The sequence below is a fragment of the Limimaricola hongkongensis DSM 17492 genome, from assembly GCF_000600975.2.
In the GTDB taxonomy this organism is placed as follows: Bacteria; Pseudomonadota; Alphaproteobacteria; order Rhodobacterales; family Rhodobacteraceae; genus Limimaricola; species Limimaricola hongkongensis.
The window spans coordinates 85129-104990 of sequence record NZ_KK088650.1 but is presented as its reverse complement, the minus strand read 5'-3'; the positions used below and the strand labels follow the sequence as shown (position 1 = coordinate 104990).

The window sequence follows — 19862 nt, the reverse complement described above, 5'->3', positions numbered from 1 at the left end:
CCCTCCTCAGTAGCGGATCTTCGGATCGATCCACGCATAGAGCAGGTCGACCACGAGGTTGAACGTGACGGTCAGCACACCGACGAGGATGGTGATCCCCATGATGACCGAGTAGTCGCGGTTGAAGGCAGAGTTGACGAAGAACTGGCCGATGCCGCCGGTGGAGAAGAACACGTCGATGATCACCGAGCCGGTGATCATGCCGACGAAGGCGGGCCCGAGATAGGACAGGACCGGCAGCATCGTCGGCTTGAGCGCGTGCTTCCAGATGATGCGGCTCGTGGGCAGGCCCTTGGCGCGGGCCGTGCGGATGAAACCGGCATTGAGCACCTCGAGCATCGAGGAGCGGGTGATCCGCGCGATCGAGGCCATGTAGGAGGTCGACAGCGCGATCACCGGCAGGATCAGGTATTCGATCTGCCCGCCCTGCCAGCCGCCGCCCGGCAGCCAGCCCAGCCACAGCGTGAACACGAGCACCAGGATCGGCGCCATCACGAAGTTGGGCAGCACCTGCGCGCCGATCGAGATGCCGACGGCGAGGTAGTCGAGCCAGGAATTGTGCTTGATCGCGGCGGCGGCGCCGAGCGCCACGCCCACCACGAGCGCGAAGATGAAGCTCCAGAACCCGTAGGTGAGCGTCACCGGAAAGCCTTGGGCGATCACGTCGTTGACCGTGCGGTCACGGTACTGGAAGGACGGCCCGAAATCGAAATGCACGACCACGTTCCAGACGTAGTTCGCCATCTGCTTCCAATAGGGCTGATCGAGCCCGTAGCGCGCCTCGATGTTCGCCATGACCTGCGCCGGCAGCGGTCGCTCGGAATTGAAGGGGCCGCCGGGGGCCGCGTACATCAGCACGAAGGAGATGACGACGAGCAACAGGATCGTCGGGATCGCGATGGCGATGCGCCTGAGAACGTAATTCAGCATGGGGGATGATACCTCGTTTCCGCGCCTTGCGGAAATGGACTGCGCCCCCCGGCGCGCAAGCCAGGGGGCGCGGCATTCTTTCTGTCAGGAGTTACTCGGCCGCGACGCGGTAGAGATCCTTGGCGTACCAGTTGTCCTGCGCGTTCTCCAGCGGGTAGCCCTTGATGTTCTCGTCCATCATGAACACGGTCGCGTAATGGTAGATCGGCAGGATCGGGAATTCCTGCGTCAGGATCGTCTCGGCCTCGGTGTAGAGCGGCAGCGGATCCTCGGCGGTGGTCGCGTCGGCCATCAGCCCGTCATACTTTTCGCTGGTGAAGCCCGAGTCGTTGTAGGAGGACTGGGTCTGCATGATGTCGAGGAAGGACGACGCCTCGTTGTAGTCGGCGCACCAGCCGGCACGCGCCACCTCGTAGTTCTTCTCGTGACGCTCGGTCAGGAAGGTCTGCCACTCCATGTTGGCCATGGTGGTGTCGACGCCCAGCGTCTGCTTCCACATCTGGCTGACCGCGGTGGCGACCTGCTTGTGGGACTCGGAGGTGTTGTAGAGGATGTCGAGCTCGAGCGCCTCGCCGTCCTTGCCGTAGCCGGCCTCGGACATCAGCTCCATGGCGCGCGCGTTGCGCTCCTGCTGGCTCATCTGCGCGACCTCGATCGACGGCACCTCGAAGCCCGCCGTGGCCCAGTGGGTCAGCGTGTAGGCCGGCTCCTGGCCGCCGCCGAGCACGTTCTCGGTGATCACGTCGCGGTCGATGGCGAGGTAGAGCGCCTCGCGCACCTTCGGATCGGCCAGCGCCTCGGGGCCCGAATCGGAGACGTTCAGGTTGTAGTAGTAGGAGCAGAGATTCGGCACCGAGATCGCCTGCTCGGGATATTCCTCGCTCAGCCGCGGGAACTGGCCCGCGGGCACGTCGGTCTGGTCGAACTCGCCGGCGAGGTAGCGGGTCAGCGCCTGGTTCTCGTCGTTGATGACGAGCGCGGTGACTTCCTCGATGATGACGTTCTCGGCATCCCAGTATTCGGGATTCTTGGTCATCGTCAGGTATTCCTGCGGCACGCGGTCGGACAGCACATAGGCGCCGTTCGAGACCATGTTGCCGGGCTGGGTCCAGGCGTCGCCATGCTCTTCGATGGTGGCCTGCGGCACCGGGAAGGTCGTGGTGTGCGTCACCATCTGCGGGAAATAGGGCAACGGCTGCGACAGCGTCACCTCGAGCGTGTGGTCGTCCACGGCCTTGACGCCGAGCTCGGTCGGCGCCTTGTCGCCCGCGATCACCTCGTCGATGTTGGCGATCTTCATCAGGCCCATGTACCACTGGTACTCGGAGGCGGTCGCCGGATCGGCGGCGCGCTGCCACGAATAGACGAAGTCGTTCGCGGTGACCGGCTCGCCGTTCGACCACTTGGCGGTGTCGCGCAGGGTGAAGGTGTAGGTCAGACCATCTTCGGAAACCTCGAAGCCGGTCGCCACGCCGGGCACCACTTCGCCCGTCTCGTCCTGGTTCATCAGGCCTTCGAACAGGTTGCGGCCGATATGGCTGCCCTCGACGTCCTCGATCAGGTTCGGGTCGATCGACGGGAATTCATCCAGCACGCGGTAGGTGAAGGTCTGGTCGGCGGCGAGCTTCTCCCCGGTCTCGGGGTGCTCCATCATCGCGTGGCTTTCGGCATGGGCCGCGCCGCTCAGCGCGAAGAGCGCCGCGGTGCCCGCGAGAAGATGGGTCTTCAAGGTCATGAGGTCATCCCTGTGTCTGTGGCGCGAGGTCGCCCCCGCCGCCGGATGGAGATCCGCCCTTTGCGGGCGTGGTTGTGGCACGATCCTTTTGCGATGCGCCTTGCAATGCAAGACATATCGCCGAATGACCGCGCGACAGCACGACCGCCCGGCTTCCGCAACGTCACCCACCCGGCGCAACCTTCCGGCGGATCCGGCGCGGCTTTCGAACGAATGATGCGGGCGCAACACCCGCGCCGACAACTTCGCGTTTCAAGACCGGCCTGTCGCGCCTAAAATCGTGATCGATGCCGGGCGGCGAATTTCCGCGACCGGCCCGCCGGGACCGCCAACCGCCTGCCTTCAGGCAAGGAGAACCTGACCCATGCGCCTGCCAGACAGCCCCGCCGCCCCGCCCTCGCCGCGCCTCGCGGCGCCGGATCGCGCGAATCCATGGCGCGCGCCCGGTGCCTGCCCGCCGCCCCGGCCCGGCATCGGGGGGCGCGCATGATCGACCGGCTGGAGATGTTCATCGCGCTCGCCAAGGCGCGACATTTCGGCCGTGCCGCCGAAGCGGTCGGGGTGACGCAGCCGACATTGTCGGCGGCGATCCGCCAGCTCGAGGACAGCCTCGGCGTGATGCTGGTGCGGCGCGGCTCGCGGTTCCAGGGGCTGACGCCCGAAGGCGAACGGGTGCTGGGCTGGGCGCGGCGCATCTCGGGCGATGTGCGTGGCATGAAGGACGAGCTGCGCGCCGCGCGCGAAGGGCTGAGCGGGATGCTGCGGCTCGCGGTGGTGCCGACGGCGCTGGGCGCGATCGCGCCGCTTTGCCAGCGTTTCGCCGCCGCGCATCCGAAGATGCGCTTTTCGGTGCGCTCGGCCACCACGGCGCAGCTTCTGGCGATGATCGAGGATCACGAGGCCGATGCCGGGATCGGCTATCTCGACAACGAACCGCTGGGCCGGGTCGTGACCGTGCCGCTCTATACCGAGCGCTACGTCGCGGTGATGCGCGCCGATGCGCCGCTGGCGACGCATGAGCGGCTGCGATGGGCCGACCTGTCGGGCGCCGAGCTGTGCCTGCTGACGCCGGACATGCAGAACCGCCGGATCGTCGCGGGCCATCTCGCCGCCGCCGGGGTCGAGGTGCGGCCCGTGCTGGAGACCAATTCGACCGTCGCGCTGATCTCGCATGTGCTTGCCACCGGCTGGATCACGATCCTGCCCGAACGCGGCGCCGCGATCTTTCTCGACGGCCAGCCGCTGCTGGCGCGCCCGCTCACCGCGCCCGACGCCGCGCATGAAATCGGGCTCATCGCGCCATGGCGCGAGCCGCACACGCCGCTGCTCGACGCGCTGCTGTCCGAAGCGCGAAGATTTGCCCGTGATCGATAGGCTTTCTCTATCGCGAAACGGAACCGCGATATTGATATACCACTCGAAACCCGGCTTGATCATCGCGCAAGCCGATGAGGAGCCAGCCGATGCCGACACCGCCCGCTCTCGCCGATCTGGAGGGCCGCCTCGGCGCGATCCTCGCCGATCACGCCGCGTGCGAGGGACCGCTGCTGCCGATCCTGCACGCGGTGCAGGCCGAATGGGGCCACGTGCCGCAAGAGGCGCTGCCGATCATCGCGGGGGCGCTGAACATCAGCCGGGCGGAACTGCATGGCGTGGTCAGCTTCTACCATGATTTCCGCGAGGCTCCGGCGGGGCGCCACATGCTCAAGGTCTGCCGCGCCGAGGCCTGCCAGGCGCGCGGTGGCCGCGCGGTCGAGGACGCGGCGCGCGCCAGGCTCGGCATCGACTGGCACGAGACCACGGCGACCGGCGGCATGACGCTTGAGCCGGTCTACTGCCTCGGGCTTTGCGCCACCGGCCCGGCGGTGATGCTCGATGGCCGCGTCGTGGCGCGGGTGGACGAGGCGCGGCTCGACGCGCTTCTGGCGGAGGTCGAGGCATGAGCCTGAAGCTCTACGTCCCCCGCGATGCCGCCGCCCTCGCGGTCGATGCCGAAAAGGTCGCCGAGGCGGTGCTGGCCGAGGCGAAGATCCGCGGCACCGAGGTGGAACTCGTGCGCAACGGCTCGCGCGGGATGCTCTGGCTGGAGCCGCTGGTCGAGGTGGAGCGCGACGGGGTGCGCCATGCCTTCGGCCCGGTGAGCCCGCGCGATGTCGCGGCGCTGTTCGACGCGGAATGGGGCGATCACGCGCTCGCGCTCGGCCCGACCGAGGAGATCGACTGGATGAAGCGCCAGACCCGGCTGACCTTTGCCCGCGTCGGCGTGATCGACCCGCTCTCGCTGGAGGCTTACGAGGCGCATGGCGGGCTCAAGGGGCTTCGCCGTGCGCTCGGCATGACCGGGCCTGAGATGATCGAGGAGATGAAGGAAAGCGGGCTCAGGGGCCGCGGCGGCGCCGGTTTCCCGACCGGCATCAAGTGGGACACCGTGCAGAAGGCGCAAGCCGACAGAAAGTACATCGTCGCCAATGCCGACGAGGGCGACAGCGGCACCTTCGCCGACCGGATGCTGATGGAGGGCGACCCCTTCAGCCTGATCGAAGGCATGGCCATCGCCGGGATCTGTGTCGGCGCGACGCAGGGCTATGTCTACCTGCGCTCGGAATATCCCGAGGCGATCCATGTCATGCGCGAGGCGATCCGCATCGCCCGCGCGCACGGGCTCTTGGGCGCCTCGGTGCTGGGCTCGGGTTTCGCTTATGACATGGAGGTGCGTGTCGGTGCGGGCGCCTATGTCTGCGGCGAGGAAACCTCGCTTCTCAACAGCCTCGAGGGCAAGCGCGGCGTGGTGCGCGCCAAGCCGCCGCTGCCCGCGATCGAGGGTTTCTTGGGCAAGCCCACGGTGGTCAACAACGTCATCTCGCTCGGCACCGTGCCGGTGATCTTCGAAAAGGGCGCCGCGCATTACCGCGATTTCGGGCTGGGGCGCTCGCGCGGCACCATCCCGATCCAGATCGCGGGCAACGTGAAGTTCGGCGGGCTGTTCGAGACCGCCTTCGGCACCACCCTGGGCGCGCTGGTCGACGAGATCGGCGGCGGCACCGCCTCGGGCCGCCCCGTCAAGGCGGTGCAGGTCGGCGGTCCCTTGGGGGCCTATTTCCCGCGCGCGCTGTTCGACACGCCCTTCGGCTACGAGGAGTTCGACGGCGAGGGCGGGCTGATCGGTCATGCGGGCGTGGTGGTGTTCGACGAGCAGGCCGACATGCTCGGCATGGCGCGCTTCGCGATGGAGTTCTGCGCGGTCGAAAGCTGCGGCAAATGCACGCCGTGCCGGATCGGCGCGGTGCGCGGGGTCGAGACGGTGGACCGGATCGCGCGCGGCGACGCCGACGCGATCCCGCTTCTGACCGATCTGTGTGATACGATGAAGGACGGATCGCTCTGCGCGCTGGGCGGCTTCACCCCCTACCCCGTCCTGTCGGCGCTCATGCATTTCCCGGATGATTTCCACGCACGCGGCAAGGAGGCGGCGGAATGAAGGATTTCCTGATCCCCTTCGACGGGCCCGGCGGCACCGGGCTCAAGAACGACACCGACATGGGCACGCCCGCCCGCGTCTCGGCCACCATGGTGACGCTGACGGTCGATGGTTTCGAGGTGACGGTGCCCGAGGGCACGAGCGTCATGCGCGCCTCCGCCGAGATCGGCATCGAGGTGCCCCGCCTTTGCGCCAGCGACAACATGGAGGCCTTCGGCTCCTGCCGTCTTTGCGTGGTCGAGATCGAGGGCCGTCGCGGCACGCCCGCGTCCTGCACCACGCCGGTGGCCGAGGGCATGGTGGTGCGCACCCAGAACGAGAAGCTGCGCCGCCTGCGGCGCGGGGTGATGGAGCTTTACGTCTCCGACCACCCGCTCGATTGCCTGACCTGCGCGGCCAATGGCGATTGCGAATTGCAGGACATGGCCGGCGCCGTCGGCCTGCGCGACGTGCGCTTCACGCCCGGCCAGAACCATTACGACCCGTCGGGCACCGGCGCGCGAAGCCAGGCCGAGGCGCGGCTGCGCCAGCCCGAGGGCATCGCCAACCCGCAATTCACCCCCAAGGACGATTCCAACCCCTATTTCACTTACGATCCGTCGAAATGCATCGTCTGCTCGCGCTGCGTGCGGGCCTGCGACGAGGTGCAGGGCACCTTCGCGCTGACCATCGAAGGGCGCGGCTTCGACAGCCGGGTTTCGGCGGGGATGAAGCTCGACGATTTCATGACGTCGGACTGCGTGTCCTGCGGCGCCTGCGTGCAGGCCTGCCCCACCGCGACGCTTCAGGAAAAATCGGTGGCCGAGATCGGCACGCCGGACCGCGCCGTCGTCACCACCTGCGCCTATTGCGGCGTCGGCTGTTCGTTCAAGGCCGAGATGCGCGGCGACGAGCTGGTCCGCATGACCCCCTACAAGCACGGCAAGGCCAATCGCGGCCATAGCTGCGTCAAGGGCCGCTTCGCCTATGGCTATGCCGCGCATCGCGACCGGATTCTCAACCCGATGATCCGCGACCGCATCGACGAGCCGTGGCGCGAGGTGTCGTGGGAGGAGGCGATCGGCTTTGCCGCCGACCGGATGCGCGGCATCCAGAAGACCCATGGCAAGAAGTCGATCGGCGTCATCACCTCGTCGCGCTGCACCAACGAGGAGACCTACCTCGTGCAGAAGATGGCGCGTGCCGTCTTCGGCAACAACAACACCGACACCTGCGCCCGGGTCTGCCATTCGCCCACAGGCTATGGCTTGGGCCAGACCTACGGCACCTCGGCTGGCACGCAGGATTTCGACTCGGTCGAGGACACGGATGTCGCCGTCATCATCGGCGCCAACCCCACCGACGGCCACCCGGTCTTTGCCAGCCGCCTGAAGAAGCGGCTGCGCGCGGGCGCGAAGCTGATCGTGATCGACCCGCGCCGGATCGATCTGGTGCGCTCCCCGCATGTCGAGGCCGCGCATCACTTGGCCCTGCGCCCCGGCACCAATGTCGCCGTCGTCACCGCGATGGCACATGTGATCGTGACCGAAGGGCTCTACGACGAGGAGTTCATCCGCAGCCGCTGCGACTGGGAGGAATTTCAGGACTACGTCGCCTTCGTGGCCGAGGATCGCCACGCGCCCGAGGCGGTCGAGATGCTGACCGGCGTGCCGGCGCAGGAGCTGCGCGAGGCGGCGCGGCTCTATGCCACGGGGGGCAACGGCGCGATCTATTACGGCCTCGGCGTGACCGAGCACAGCCAGGGCTCGACCACCGTCATCGGCATCGCCAACCTCGCCATGCTGACCGGCAATATCGGCCGCAAGGGCGTGGGGGTGAACCCGCTGCGCGGCCAGAACAACGTGCAGGGCTCCTGCGACATGGGGTCGTTCCCGCACGAGCTGCCGGGCTATCGCCACGTCTCGGGCGGTGAGGCGCGCGAGGTGTTCGAAAGCCTCTGGGGCGTCGAGATCGACCATGAGCCGGGGCTGCGCATCCCCAACATGCTGGATGCGGCGGTGGATGGCAGCTTCAAGGGGCTCTACTGCCAGGGCGAGGACATCCTGCAATCCGACCCCGACACCAAGCACGTCGCCGCCGGTCTCGCCGCGATGGACTGCGTGATCGTGCAGGACCTGTTCCTGAACGAAACCGCGAATTACGCGCATGTCTTCCTGCCCGGTTCGACCTTTCTCGAAAAGGACGGCACCTTCACCAATGCCGAGCGGCGCATCAACCGCGTGCGCCGCGTGATGGCCCCGAAGAACGGCTATGCCGACTGGGAGGTGACGCAGCTTCTGGCCAACGCGATGGGCGGCGGCTGGACCTACACCCACCCCGCGCAGATCATGGCCGAGATCGCCGCGACGACGCCGAGCTTTGCCCATGTCAGCTACGAGCTTCTGGAGGAGAAGGGCTCGGTGCAGTGGCCCTGCAACGACGCCGCGCCCGAGGGCACGCCGCTCATGCATATAGACGGTTTCGTACGCGGTCGGGGGCGGTTCATCCGCACCGAATACGTGGCGACGGATGAAAGGACCGGCCCGCGTTTTCCGCTCTTGCTCACCACGGGCCGCATCCTGTCGCAATACAATGTCGGCGCGCAGACAAGGCGGACCGACAACGTGGCGTGGCACGAGGAGGACGTGCTGGAGATCCATCCGCACGATGCCGAAACGCGCGGCGTGAAGGATGGCGATTTCGTCCGCCTCGCCTCGCGCTCGGGCGAGACGACGCTCAGGGCCGAGATCACCGACCGGGTCAGCCCCGGCGTGGTCTATACCACCTTCCACCACCCGACGACGCAGGCCAACGTCATCACCACCGATTTCTCGGACTGGGCCACGAACTGCCCGGAATACAAGGTGACGGCGGTGCAGGTCAGCCCGTCGAACGGTCCCTCCGAGTGGCAGCAGGATTACGAGGCGCAGGCCGAAAAGTCGCGCCGCATCCTGCCCGCGGCGGAATGACCGGGACGCCGCCGCCCTTCGCCCGCGTCACGGCGCATGATGCGGGCGCGGCCCCGTCCGGCCCCGTCTCGCTGCCCGAGGAGACCCCGGTGGCGGTGGTCTATAACGGCTCGACGCAGGCGGTGATGATGGCCACCCCCGCCGATATCGCGGATTTCGCGCGCGGCTTCACCATCACCGAGGGCTTCGCCGAGGCGCCCGAGATCGGCGAGGTCGAGATCGTCGATCAGCCCAATGGCATCGAGGCCCGGATCTGGCTGCCCGAGACCCGCCGCGCCGCGCTCGACGCGCGCCGCCGTGCGCAGGTGGGCCCCGTCGGCTGCGGGCTGTGCGGCATCGACAGCCTCGCGCAAGCGGCGCGCGAGGTGCGTGCGGTCCCCGCCTCCTCCCTCGTGCTGGCGCCGTCCGAAGTAGCCGCCGCGCTCGACGGGCTGCGGGCGTTGCAGCCGCTCCACGACGAAACCCGCGCCGTGCACGCGGCGGGCTTCTACCGTCCCGGCCACGGCATCGTGCTGGCGCGCGAGGATGTCGGCCGCCACAACGCGCTCGACAAGCTGGCGGGCGCGATGGCCGCCGCCGGGATCGATCCGGGCGCGGGCGCGGTGGTGCTGACCTCGCGGCTGTCGCTCGAAATGGTGCAGAAGACGGCGATGATCGGCGCGCCGGTCCTGCTGTCGGTGTCGCAGCCCACGGCCCATGCCGTGCGGCTCGCCGAGGCCGCGGGCATCGCGCTCGTCACCCATAACCGCCACGGCACGCGGCTTTATACCCACCCCAACCGCATCGGAAGCGCCCATGTCCTCTAGCACCGATCTCAAGCTGATCCGCATGGCCAACCAGATCGCCACCTTCTTCGAAAGCCAGCCCGAGGGCGACCGCGCCGAACGGGTGGCGGCGCATCTGCGCAGCTTCTGGGAGCCGCGCATGCGCGACCGGCTCTTCGCGATGATGGAGACGGACGAGGCCGACGCGCTCACCCCGCTGGCGCGGCGCGGCGCCGAGATCTGGCGCGATGCGGGCCAGGCCGTGCCCGCCGGGTCCGAAACGCGCTGACGCCCCCTTTTCACCATTCTTCAAATACGCATGGCGGATGGCTGCCGTCGCGTGGCACCTTCAAGGTCACGCCGGCGTCGGCGGATCGATGCGTATTTGGGGAATGGTGAAAGGCAAGCGCGCGCGCCACGGGGGGCCTCAGGCCCCTCCCTTGGCGCGGTAGACGCCCTCGGGCAGGTTCAGCGCCGCCGCCAGTTCGCGCGCCTGGTGCAGCGACAGGGTGATGCGCACCACCGCGTCGCGGCGCGGATCGTATTGCTCGACCGTCACGCAATCCTCGAAGGCGCAGACGGTGACGTCCTCCTGCAAGGACACGCTGCCTTCGTCGACGAGCGTGACCACGGTGGCGTCGAAATCGTGCTCGATGGTGAACATGCCCCGAGCCTAGGCGCGGCGCCGGGGCGGCGCAAGCATTGGCGGCGGGCCCATGCCGATCGCGTGAAGCGGGCCCGCGCGGGGCTGGCCGGGCCGCCGGGGGGCGGCTAGGATCGGCCTAACCGCATTTCAGACAACCGGATATCCCCGCCGATGCTGTCACGTCTCACTGCTCTCGCCCTGGCCGCCGGTCTCGGGCTGTCGGCCTGCGCGCCGCCCGTTGTCGTCGCCACCGGCCCGCAGCGCACCACCACCGTCACCCGCCCCGGCAGCCCCGCTCCCGCCGATGTGCGCATCTCCAAGGGCCCCGGCGCCGTGACCGATCCGGCGGCCGCGCGCAGCGCCGCGCGCAATTTCGTCGCCGTGGTCGAGCGGCTGGAACCGGTGGCCGAACAGGTCTGCCGGGTCAACGCGCCGCAGCTCGACTGCGATTTCCGTATCGTCGTCGATGACCGCCCCGGCCAGCCCGCCAACGCCTTTCAGACCCGCGACGCGCAGGGCCGGCCACTGCTGGCCTTTACCGTCGCGCTGTTGAACGAGGTGCGCAACGCCGACGAGCTGGCCTTCGTGCTCAGCCACGAGGCGGCGCACCACATCGCGGGCCATCTCGACCGGCAAAGCCGCAACGCCGCGATCGGCGCCACCGTGTTCGGCCAGCTCGCCACAGGGCTCGGCGGTGGCAACGAAGGCCTGGTGCGCACCGCCCAGCAGATCGGCGCGGGCGTCGGCGCGCGCAGCTATTCCAAGGAGTTCGAGCTCGAGGCCGATGCGCTCGGCGCGACCATCGCCAAGCGCGCGGGCTACGATCCGGTCAGGGGCGCGCAGTTCTTCCTGCGCATTCCCGATCCCGGCGACCGGTTTCTCGGCACCCACCCGCCGAACGCGCAGCGCATGGAAATCGTCCGGCGCACCGCCGCCGGGCTCTGAGCCGCGGCGATGGGGGGCTCAGCCGAGCACCCCCATTGCGATCGCCGCAAAGAAGCACCCCGAGGCGGCCAGCACGAAGCCGTGCCAGATCGCGTTGGAAAAGCGCAGCTTTTCCCACAAGAAAAAGATCACCCCCGCCGAGTAGAGCAGCCCGCCGATCACCACCAGCGCGGTCGAGGCCACCGGCAGGGTCAGCGCCAGAGACCAGACCAGCGCCACGCTGAGCCAGCCCAGCACGAGATACAGCGTCGGCCCGAGCCGGCCGGGGCTTTTCCAGAAGAACAGCTTGGCCACCGCCCCGCCCAGCGCCACCGCCCAGACCACCGCGAGCACGCCGTAAGCGAAGGCCGAGCCGATCAGCACCACCAGCGGCGTGTAGGTGCCCGCGATCTTGAGATAGATCGCCGCGTGGTCGAACCGGCGCAGCACCGGGCGCAGCCCGGTCCATGGCGTCATGTGATAAAAGGCCGAGGCCGTGAAGGTCGCGATCAGCGCGCCGCCATAGACGGCGACGGCGATGATCCGATCGGCGCTCGCCTCCGCGGCCAGCGCCGAGAACACGATCAAGAGCACCGCGCCGGTCAAGGCGAAGGTCACGCCGAGCGCGTGGATCACGCCATCGGCGATACGCTCGGAGCGCGCATAGGCAGGGTATTCGTCATGCTGTGGTGTCATGCGACAAATCTAGCCCGTTTGCGGGCGGCGTGCAGGGGGGCATGCGGATATGTGGTGACACATCCGCGTGTCATCGCCGAAACGCGCAACTCTTGCGGCCTTGGCTTTGTTCTTTGCAGGCGCCATCTTGCGCGAACCGAACCGAGAGGCGCCCCATGCGCGAACATTTCGAACGCGTGCGCCTGCGTGCGCTGTGGTCCTGGCAGGGGCTCAGGCATGTCTGGAACACCGAAGGCAGCCTGCATCAATGGATGTGGGCCAACATCGTCTCGGCGGGCCTCGCCTTCCTGCTGCCGCTTTCGGCGGGCGAACGCGGGATGCTCTTGATGGGCGGGGTCATGGTGCTGGCCTTCGAATGCCTCAATACCGCGATCGAACGGGTGGTCGACGACGTCTCCGAAGAACGGCGCGCGCTGGCCAAGCAGGCCAAGGATTCCGGCTCCGCCGCCGTCGCCGTGGCGGGCGCGGCCGTGGGCCTCGCATGGCTGTGCGTGCTGGGCGGGCTGGTGTTCTAGGCCGCGCGCCGCGACCCAGCGGCACGAAAAAGGCCGCGCCCGGGGGCGCGGCCGTTGTCTCGATGCGAAGACCGATCAGCTCTCGGGCGGCAGAACGCGCAGGCGCAGCTCGCGCAGCTGCTCGTTGCTGGGCTCGGAGGGCGCGTCCATCATCAGGTCCTCGGCCCGCTGGTTCATCGGGAAGAGGATGACCTCGCGGATGTTGGCCTCGTCGGCGAGCAGCATCACCACCCGGTCGATGCCCGCGGCACAGCCGCCATGCGGCGGGGCGCCGTACTGGAACGCGTTGACCATGCCGCCGAAGCGCTTGCGCACCTCGTCTTCGCCGTAACCCGCCAGCTCGAACGCCTTGAACATGATCTCCGGCTTGTGGTTGCGGATCGCGCCCGAAATCAGCTCGTAGCCGTTGCAGGCGAGGTCGTACTGGTAGCCCAAGACCTCCAGCGGATCGCCCTGAAGCGCCTCCATCCCGCCCTGCGGCATCGAGAAGGGGTTGTGCGAAAAGTCGATCCGGCCCTCGTCATCCTTCTCGTACATCGGGAAATCGACGATCCACGCAAAGGCGAAGCGGTCGGTCTCGGTCAGGCCCAGCTCCTCGCCGATCACCACCCGCGCCCTGCCCGCGACGCGCTCGAACGCCTCGGGCTTGCCGCCGAGGAAGAACGCCGCGTCGCCGACGCCGAGACCCAGCTGCTGACGGATCGCCTCGGTGCGCTCGGGGCCGATGTTCTTGGCCAGCGGGCCGGCGGCTTCCATGCCGTCGCCCTGATCGCGCCAGAAGATATAGCCCATGCCCGGCAGGCCTTCCTTCTGGGCAAAGGCGTTCATCCGGTCGCAGAACTTGCGGCTGCCGCCCGTCGGCGCGGGGATGGCGCGGATCTGGGTGCCGTCCTGCTCCAAGAGCTTGGCGAAGATCGCAAAGCCCGAACCTTTGAAATGCTCGGAAACGTCCTGCATCTTGATCGGGTTGCGCAGGTCGGGCTTGTCGGTGCCGTACCACAGCGCCGCGTCCTTGTAGGAGATCAGCGGCCACTCCTGGTCGACCTTGCGGCCGCCGCCGAACTCCTCGAACACGCCCGCCATCACCGGCTGGATCGTGTCGAACACGTCCTGCTGTTCGACGAAGCTCATCTCCATGTCGAGCTGGTAGAAATCGGTGGGCGACCGGTCGGCGCGCGGATCCTCGTCGCGGAAACACGGCGCGATCTGGAAATACTTGTCGAAGCCCGACACCATCAGGAGCTGCTTGAACTGCTGCGGCGCCTGCGGCAGCGCGTAGAACTTGCCCGGATGCAGGCGGCTCGGCACGAGGAAGTCGCGCGCGCCCTCGGGCGAAGACGCGGTGATGATCGGGGTCTGGTATTCGCGGAACTTCTGGTCCCACATCCGCTGGCGGATCGAACGCACCACGTCCGAGCGCAGCGTCATGTTGGCCTGCATCTGCTCGCGGCGCAGGTCGAGGTAACGGTACTTGAGCCGCGTCTCCTCGGGGTATTCCTGGTCGCCGAAGACCTGAAGCGGCAGCTCCTTCGACGCGCCGAGCACCTCGACCGAACGCACGAAGACCTCGATCTCGCCGGTCGGCAGCTTGGGGTTCACCAGCTCGGGCGCGCGGGCCTTCACCTCGCCGTCGATGCGGATGCACCATTCCGAGCGCAGCTTTTCGACATCGGCGAAGGCGGCGCTGTCGGGATCGCACAGCACCTGCGTCATGCCGTAATGATCGCGCAGGTCGATGAACAGGATGCCGCCATGATCGCGGATCCGATGCACCCAGCCCGACAGCCGGACGGTATCGCCGACATTGTCAGAGGTCAGGGCGGCGCAGGTGTGGGTGCGGTAGGCGTGCATGAAAGGATATCCCTTGTGGCGGGTGTCGCGCCGATACACCGGGTTGGGGCCTTGATGTCAAGCAAGCCGAGGGGTCAGGCGGCGACGAGACGCGCCGGAATGAGACCGCGCAGCGAATTGCCCATGCAAAAGCCCACCCCGTCGAGATCGCCCGGATGGAGAACCGCCTCGCGCCAGCCCCGGCCCAGAAGCGCGGCCCGGAGCACGCCGGGCAGCAGCCCGCAGGACAGCGCGGGTGTGGCCTCCCCGGCAAAGAGATTGGTGATCGTGCCCTCGCAGACCTCGCCTGCCCGGTTCAGGAACAGCCATTCGTCCACCCCATCGGGCAGATCCGCGCGCGCATCGTCATACAGCGCCCGGCGCGTCGTCTTGCGCCGCAGCCACGGATCATCCGCGTCGAGCCGCTCGGGGTGGATCGCCACGCGCCATTCGGACGGGTTGGGGCCAAGCGGCGCGGTGGTCAGATCCAGCTCGCCCGCCGGATCGAGCGTCAACCGGCAGCGCAGCGGCGCTTCGGGCGTGAGATCGAGCAAAGCCTCGGCGCGGATGCGCTCGAACGGGTACCCCAAGACCGCCGCCGTCCGCGCCATCCGGTCGAGATGCGCGGACAGACGGCGCGGGCCCTCGCCCGGATGGGCGCCCAGCGTCTCGATGATCTTCGGCGGCGTCTCGGGCGGCATCGGCGGTCTTTGCGTATTTGGAGAATGGTGAAACGGATCAGCCCAGAATGCGGGCGAAGCGCGTCTTCCACAACGCCTCGTCCCATTCCGACGCGGCCTCGCTGTCCCACACGATGCCGCCGCCGACATTGAGCGTCGCGCGGCCCGCCTCGACCAACAGCGTGCGGATCGCCACGTTGAACGAGGACCGGCCATCGGGGGCGGCCCAGCCGATCGCGCCGCAATAGGCCTCGCGCGGCCAAGGCTCCAATTCGCGGATGATCTCCATCGCGCGCAGCTTCGGCGCGCCGGTGATCGAGCCGCAGGGAAACAGCGCCGCGAGGATCGCCGCCAGCCCCGCACCCGGCGCAAGGCGGGCGGTGACGTGGCTGACCATCTGGTGCACCGAGGCATAGGTCTCGATGTCGAACAGCTTTGGCACCGCGACCGAACCGGGCTGCGCCACGCGGCTCAGGTCGTTCCTGAGCAGATCGACGATCATCAGGTTCTCGGCGCGGTTCTTGTCGTCCGAGGCGAGAAAGGCGCGGTGCGCGGCGTCCTCCTGTTCGGTCGCGCCGCGCGGGCGCGTGCCCTTCATCGGGCGCGTCTCGATGCCCCCCGCCCCGTCGGTGGCAAAGAACAATTCGGGCGAACGCGACACCAGCGCCGGAAGCCCCTCCTGCTCGACCAGCGCGCCATGCGCCACCGGCTGGCCGCGCGACAGCGCGGTATAGAGCGCCTCGGCGCTGCCCGAGCAGGCCGCATCGAGCGGAAAGGTCAGGTTCGCCTGGTAGATGTCGCCCGCCCCGATATAGCCGCGCACCCGCTCCAGCGCCGCCCGGTGATCCGCGGCCTGCCAGCGCGGCGTGAACTCGCCCAAGCCGGCCGGGCCGGGCGCGGGCCTCCAGTCTTCGGGGCCCTTTTCGAACACGCCGAACCGCAAAAGCGGCAGGCGGCGCTTTTCGGGCATCAACGGCGTCAGCCGCCGTTCCAGCGCATAGCCAAGCTCGTAGCTCGCATACCCCGCGATCCACGCGCCCTCGGCCCGCGCCGCCTCGGCGGCGGCGAGCGCCAGCGGCACGCCCGCGGGCTGCCACGCCTCGATCAGCCGCCTTGGCCGCGAAAACCGCACCGCCCCGCCGCCGGGGCCCCTGTCGAAGCCGATCCGCATGTTCGCCCACACTCTTTTGCGCCTCTCCGATACATCGCCGCGGGCGCAGGCGACAGGGGGCGGGGCAATTGCTTTCCCTAGCGGGACCGCGAGGTCTTGCAACGCGCCCGCCCATCTCTATAACCGCGACGATTTGCGCAGCCCCCTCCCCTTGAGGCCGCGCGAGAAACACGAGGGTCCCATGCCGAAAAGAACCGATATCCGCTCGATCATGATCATCGGCGCGGGGCCGATCGTCATTGGCCAGGCCTGCGAGTTCGACTACTCGGGCGCCCAGGCCTGCAAGGCCCTGCGCGAAGAAGGCTACCGGGTCGTCCTCGTCAACTCCAACCCCGCGACGATCATGACCGATCCCGGTCTCGCCGACGCCACATACATCGAGCCGATCACCCCCGAGGTCGTCGCCAAGATCATCGAGAAGGAACGCCCCGACGCGCTCTTGCCCACCATGGGCGGTCAGACCGGGCTCAACACCTCCCTCGCGCTGGCCGACATGGGCGTGCTGGAAAAGTTCGGCGTGCAGCTGATCGGCGCCAACCGCGAGGCCATCGAGATGGCCGAGGACCGCAAGCTGTTCCGCGAGGCGATGGACCGGATCGGGCTCGAAAACCCCAAGGCGACCATCATCACCGCGCCCAAGCTCGACAACGGCAAGCGCGACCTGAACGCGGGCGTCAGCCTCGCCGTCGAGGCGCTCGAGGAGATCGGCCTTCCGGCGATCATCCGCCCCGCCTTCACCTTGGGCGGAACGGGGGGCGGCGTGGCCTATAACCGCGCCGAATACGAACATTACTGCCGCACCGGCATGGATGCCTCGCCCGTGGGCCAGATCCTCGTCGACGAAAGCCTGCTCGGCTGGAAGGAATACGAGATGGAAGTCGTGCGCGACCGCGCCGACAACGCCATCATCGTCTGCGCCATCGAGAACGTCGATCCGATGGGCGTGCACACCGGCGATTCGATCACCGTGGCGCCCGCGCTCACCCTCACCGACCGCGAATACCAGCACATGCGCAACGGCTCGATCGCCGTGCTGCGCGAGATCGGCGTCGAGACCGGCGGCTCGAACGTGCAATGGGCGGTGAACCCCGCCGATGGCCGCATGGTGGTGATCGAGATGAACCCGCGCGTCTCGCGCTCCTCGGCGCTGGCCTCCAAGGCGACCGGCTTCCCGATCGCCAAGATCGCGGCCAAGCTCGCCGTGGGCTACACGCTGGACGAGCTCGACAACGACATCACCAAGGTCACGCCCGCGAGCTTCGAGCCGACCATCGACTACGTCGTCACCAAGATCCCGCGCTTTGCCTTCGAGAAATTCGCGGGCGCCGAGCCGCATCTGACCACCGCGATGAAATCGGTGGGCGAGGCGATGGCGATCGGCCGGACCTTCCACGAGTCGATGCAAAAGGCGCTAGCCTCGCTGGAAACCGGGCTGACCGGCTTCGACGAGATCGAGATCGCGGGCGCGCCCGACCGCGCCGCCATCACCAAGGCGCTGTCGAAGACCACCCCCGACCGGCTGCGTGTCATCGCCCAGGCGATGCGCGAGGGGCTCTCGGATGACGAGATCCAGGCCGTCACCAAGTTCGACCCGTGGTTCCTCGCCCGGATCCGCGAGATCGTCGAGACCGAGGCCGGGATCCGCCGCGACGGCCTGCCCGTCACCGAGGACGGCCTGCGCCACCTCAAGATGATGGGCTTCACCGATGCCCGCCTCGCCACCCTCACCGGGCGCGACGAGGCCAATATCCGCCGCGCGCGCCGCAATCTCGGCGTCAACGCCGTGTTCAAGCGGATCGACACCTGCGCCGCCGAGTTCGAGGCGCAGACGCCCTACATGTATTCGACCTACGAAACCCCCGTCATGGGCGAGGTCGAGGACGAGGCGCGCCCCTCGGACCGCAAGAAGGTCGTGATCTTGGGCGGCGGCCCGAACCGGATCGGACAGGGCATCGAGTTCGATTATTGCTGCTGCCACGCCTGCTTCGCGCTGACCGATGCGGGCTATGAAACCATCATGGTCAACTGCAACCCCGAGACCGTCTCGACCGATTACGACACATCCGACCGGCTCTATTTCGAACCGCTGACCTTCGAGCACGTGATGGAAATCCTGCGCGTCGAGCAGGAAAAGGGCACGCTGCACGGGGTGATCGTGCAGTTCGGCGGCCAGACGCCGCTGAAACTGGCCAACGATCTCGAAGCCGAAGGCATCCCGATCCTCGGCACCACGCCGGACGCGATCGATCTTGCCGAGGATCGCGAGCGGTTCCAGGATCTCGTGAACCGGCTCGGGCTCAAGCAGCCCAAGAACGGCATCGCCTCGACCGACGAACAGGCGCTCGACATCGCCGAGAGCATCGGCTTCCCGCTGGTGATCCGTCCCTCCTACGTGCTGGGCGGCCGGGCGATGGAGATCGTCCGCGACATGGACCATCTCAAGCGTTACATCCGCGACGCCGTCGTGGTGTCGGGCAAGAGCCCGGTGCTGCTCGACAGCTATCTCTCGGGCGCGACCGAGGTGGATGTCGACGCGCTGTGCGACGGCGAACAGGTGCATGTCGCCGGCATCATGCAGCACATCGAGGAAGCGGGCGTGCATTCGGGCGACAGCGCCTGCTGCCTGCCGCCGCATTCGCTGACCGAGGACATTCAGGCCGAGATCCGCCGCCAGACGCAGGCGCTGGCGCTGGCGCTCGGCGTGGTGGGCCTGATGAACGTGCAGTTCGCGGTCAAGGACGACACCGTCTACCTGATCGAGGTGAACCCGCGCGCCTCCCGCACCGTGCCCTTCGTCGCCAAGGCGACCGACAGCGCCATCGCGAGCATCGCCGCGCGGCTGATGGCGGGCGAGAAGCTTTCGGCTTTCCCCTTCCGCCCGGCCTACGAGAACGTCGATTACGACACGCCCCTGCCCTATGCCGACCCGATGACGCTGGCGGACCCGAACATGCCGTGGTTCTCGGTCAAGGAGGCGGTGCTGCCCTTTGCCCGCTTCCCCGGCGTCGACACCATCCTCGGGCCGGAGATGCGCTCCACCGGCGAGGTGATGGGCTGGGATCGCAGCTTCGCGCTGGCCTTCCTCAAGGCGCAGATGGGCGCGGGCTCGGACCTGCCGCGCGAGGGCCGGGTGTTCCTGTCGATCCGCGACGGCGACAAGACCCCCGCCATGGCCGAGGCGGCGCGCAGCGTCACCGGGCTCGGGCTGTCGATCCTCGCCACCCGCGGCACGCTGGCTTGGCTCAAGGAAAACGGCATCGAGGCGGAGCTGGTGAACAAGCTCTACGAGGGCGGGCTGACCATCGTCGACCGGCTCAAGGACGGGCATGTCGCGCTGGTGATGAACACCACCGAAGGCGCGCAGGCGATCGAGGACAGCCGCGACATCCGCTCGGCGGCGCTGCATGCCAAGATCCCCTACTTCACCACCGCCGCCGCGGCGCAGGCCGCGGCGCAGGCGATGCTGGCGCGGCAGGAGGGCGAGGTCGGCGTGAGGTCGCTGCAGGCGTGACGTCACCCGGAACGGCACGATGACCCATGCGTTT

General features: G+C 68.1%; 16 protein-coding genes. 9 read left to right on the top strand and 7 right to left on the bottom strand.

Features of this window, described 5'->3' with window-relative positions; translation table 11 throughout:
* Positions 1–6 precede the first annotated feature (6 nt).
* Together oppB and LOKHON_RS05160 are read right to left on the bottom strand one after the other, a co-directional pair.
* Complete coding sequence (oppB, locus tag LOKHON_RS05165; RefSeq protein WP_017928192.1) at positions 7–930, bottom strand: oligopeptide ABC transporter permease OppB; 924 nt, start codon at positions 928–930, stop codon at positions 7–9.
* Positions 931–1021: 91 nt separating this feature from the next.
* Entirely contained in the window at positions 1022–2665 is a 1644-nt protein-coding gene (locus tag LOKHON_RS05160) for a peptide ABC transporter substrate-binding protein (RefSeq protein WP_017928191.1), read from the bottom strand.
* Positions 2666–3151: 486 nt separating this feature from the next.
* Between LOKHON_RS05160 and LOKHON_RS05155 the strand changes: the two genes are divergently transcribed.
* The 6 genes from LOKHON_RS05155 to LOKHON_RS05130 all read left to right on the top strand — a co-directional run bounded on the left by LOKHON_RS05155 (position 3152) and on the right by LOKHON_RS05130 (position 10144).
* Positions 3152–4039 carry a LysR family transcriptional regulator gene (locus LOKHON_RS05155; protein ID WP_026147441.1) on the top strand — a complete coding sequence of 296 codons (888 nt, stop codon included), beginning with the start codon at positions 3152–3154 and terminating at the stop codon, positions 4037–4039.
* Between the two features lie 89 nt (positions 4040–4128).
* On the top strand, positions 4129–4608 hold the full coding sequence (locus tag LOKHON_RS05150) for a formate dehydrogenase subunit gamma (protein ID WP_017928189.1): 480 nt from the start codon (positions 4129–4131) through the stop codon (positions 4606–4608).
* A 2-nt stretch (positions 4609–4610) separates the two neighbouring features.
* Positions 4611–6143 carry a formate dehydrogenase beta subunit gene (locus LOKHON_RS05145; RefSeq protein ID WP_026147440.1) on the top strand — a complete coding sequence of 511 codons (1533 nt, stop codon included), beginning with the start codon at positions 4611–4613 and terminating at the stop codon, positions 6141–6143.
* A complete protein-coding gene (gene fdhF, locus LOKHON_RS05140; protein WP_017928187.1) occupies positions 6140–9091 on the top strand; it encodes a formate dehydrogenase subunit alpha in 2952 nt (983 codons plus the stop codon). Before LOKHON_RS05145 ends, fdhF begins: the two co-directional genes overlap by 4 nt.
* On the top strand, positions 9088–9897 hold the full coding sequence (gene fdhD / locus LOKHON_RS05135; RefSeq protein ID WP_017928186.1) for a formate dehydrogenase accessory sulfurtransferase FdhD: 810 nt from the start codon (positions 9088–9090) through the stop codon (positions 9895–9897). The genes fdhF and fdhD overlap by 4 nt, the downstream gene beginning before the upstream one ends.
* The gene (locus LOKHON_RS05130; protein ID WP_017928185.1) at positions 9887–10144 is read left to right on the top strand and encodes a formate dehydrogenase subunit delta; all 258 of its coding nucleotides are present in this window, start codon (positions 9887–9889) and stop codon (positions 10142–10144) included. Before fdhD ends, LOKHON_RS05130 begins: the two co-directional genes overlap by 11 nt.
* A gap of 138 nt (positions 10145–10282) precedes the next feature.
* On the opposite strand, the gene LOKHON_RS05125 is transcribed toward LOKHON_RS05130, so the two are convergent.
* Entirely contained in the window at positions 10283–10519 is a 237-nt protein-coding gene (locus LOKHON_RS05125; protein WP_017928184.1) for a hypothetical protein, read from the bottom strand.
* Between the two features lie 153 nt (positions 10520–10672).
* On the opposite strand from LOKHON_RS05125, the gene LOKHON_RS05120 reads away from it, so the two are divergent.
* Positions 10673–11446, top strand: a complete 774-nt coding sequence (locus tag LOKHON_RS05120; RefSeq protein WP_017928183.1) for a M48 family metallopeptidase — start codon at positions 10673–10675, stop codon at positions 11444–11446.
* A gap of 18 nt (positions 11447–11464) precedes the next feature.
* On the opposite strand, the gene trhA is transcribed toward LOKHON_RS05120, so the two are convergent.
* Positions 11465–12121 (bottom strand): PAQR family membrane homeostasis protein TrhA, encoded by a 657-nt coding sequence (gene trhA, locus LOKHON_RS05115; protein ID WP_017928182.1) that lies wholly within the window; start codon positions 12119–12121, stop codon positions 11465–11467.
* 155 nt (positions 12122–12276) lie between these two features.
* Between trhA and LOKHON_RS05110 the strand changes: the two genes are divergently transcribed.
* A complete protein-coding gene (locus LOKHON_RS05110) occupies positions 12277–12636 on the top strand; it encodes a diacylglycerol kinase (RefSeq protein WP_017928181.1) in 360 nt (119 codons plus the stop codon).
* A 75-nt stretch (positions 12637–12711) separates the two neighbouring features.
* Here the strand turns inward: LOKHON_RS05110 and aspS are convergent, their stop codons facing one another.
* The 3 genes from aspS to LOKHON_RS05095 form a co-directional block, all read right to left on the bottom strand.
* On the bottom strand, positions 12712–14487 hold the full coding sequence (gene aspS, locus LOKHON_RS05105) for an aspartate--tRNA ligase (protein WP_017928180.1): 1776 nt from the start codon (positions 14485–14487) through the stop codon (positions 12712–12714).
* A gap of 74 nt (positions 14488–14561) precedes the next feature.
* Positions 14562–15167: an aminotransferase class IV family protein gene (locus LOKHON_RS05100; RefSeq protein WP_017928179.1), complete on the bottom strand. Its 606-nt coding sequence runs from the start codon at positions 15165–15167 to the stop codon at positions 14562–14564.
* A 37-nt stretch (positions 15168–15204) separates the two neighbouring features.
* The gene (locus LOKHON_RS05095) at positions 15205–16317 is read right to left on the bottom strand and encodes an aminodeoxychorismate synthase component I (protein WP_017928178.1); all 1113 of its coding nucleotides are present in this window, start codon (positions 16315–16317) and stop codon (positions 15205–15207) included.
* A 181-nt stretch (positions 16318–16498) separates the two neighbouring features.
* On the opposite strand from LOKHON_RS05095, the gene carB reads away from it, so the two are divergent.
* The gene (gene carB / locus LOKHON_RS05090; protein WP_017928177.1) at positions 16499–19828 is read left to right on the top strand and encodes a carbamoyl-phosphate synthase large subunit; all 3330 of its coding nucleotides are present in this window, start codon (positions 16499–16501) and stop codon (positions 19826–19828) included.
* Positions 19829–19862 lie beyond the last annotated feature (34 nt).